Source organism: Aminobacter sp. P4_D5 (genome assembly GCF_056401815.1).
In genome coordinates this window covers 1-807 of record NZ_JBFUIP010000565.1, presented here as the reverse complement: position 1 = coordinate 807, position 807 = coordinate 1, and the positions used below count along the sequence as shown (strand labels likewise).

Annotated in this window: 1 protein-coding gene; it reads right to left on the bottom strand. The window is 72.4% G+C overall.

The window, feature by feature from the left end; all coding sequences use genetic code 11:
* A partial coding sequence (locus AC1DWF_RS33515) for a Bug family tripartite tricarboxylate transporter substrate binding protein (RefSeq protein WP_476842811.1) occupies positions 1-744 on the bottom strand: 744 nt, incomplete at its 3' end.
* Positions 745-807: the final 63 nt, after the last annotated feature.

The window sequence follows — 807 nt, the reverse complement described above, 5'->3', positions numbered from 1 at the left end:
ACTCTCCACCACCGCCGGTACCATCGCCAGCTCCGGCGTCCAGACCGCGCGGTACTCCCCGGTCGTCGCGAGCGCGCGGACCGTGCCCACGCGCATCGGCGGCAGCAGGCCCGTGGCGGCCTCGATCGCCATGTCCACCTGGCCCGTGACCAGGGCCTGCGTCTGGAACCGGCCGCCGCCGTCGAAATGCACGATCTCGACCGCGTCCTTCAGGCCCAGCCTGTCGAGCAGCGCGGCCATCACCAGGTGGCCGATGGAGCCCTCGCCGCTCGTCGCGGTCTTCAGCTTGCCGGGCTGGGCGCGGATCGCCTCGACCAGCTCCGGCAGGGTCTGCCAGGGGCGGCCGGCGGGCACGGCCAGCAGCACGGCGGTCTCCCCCACGCGGGTGATGGGGGCGAAGTCCCGGCTCGGCTTGAAGGGGAGCTGGTCGCCGAAGAGGTACTCGTGCGCGGTGAGCAGGCTCGACGACGCCAGCATCACCGTATGCCCGTCCGGCTCGGCGCCCAGCGCGGCGACGGTGCCCGTGATGCCGCTGTTGCCGGGGATCCAGGTGAGCTGCACCGGCTGGCCGAGGGCGGTCTGCAAGTGAGGTTGGATGACCCCTCCCACCGCGCTGGTCGCACCGCCGCGATTGTAGGGAATGACGAAGCGGATCGGCCGGCTGGGCCGCCACTCCTGCGCCGCGGCTGGAAAGGCAGCCAGCGCGGCACCGCCGGCCAGGATGTTCCGTCGCGTGATCACCACTGCCTTCGCCTCCGCGCTTCAAGGCGGGATGACCGRAGGCGCGAAGGCGCCGCAGGYCTGAAT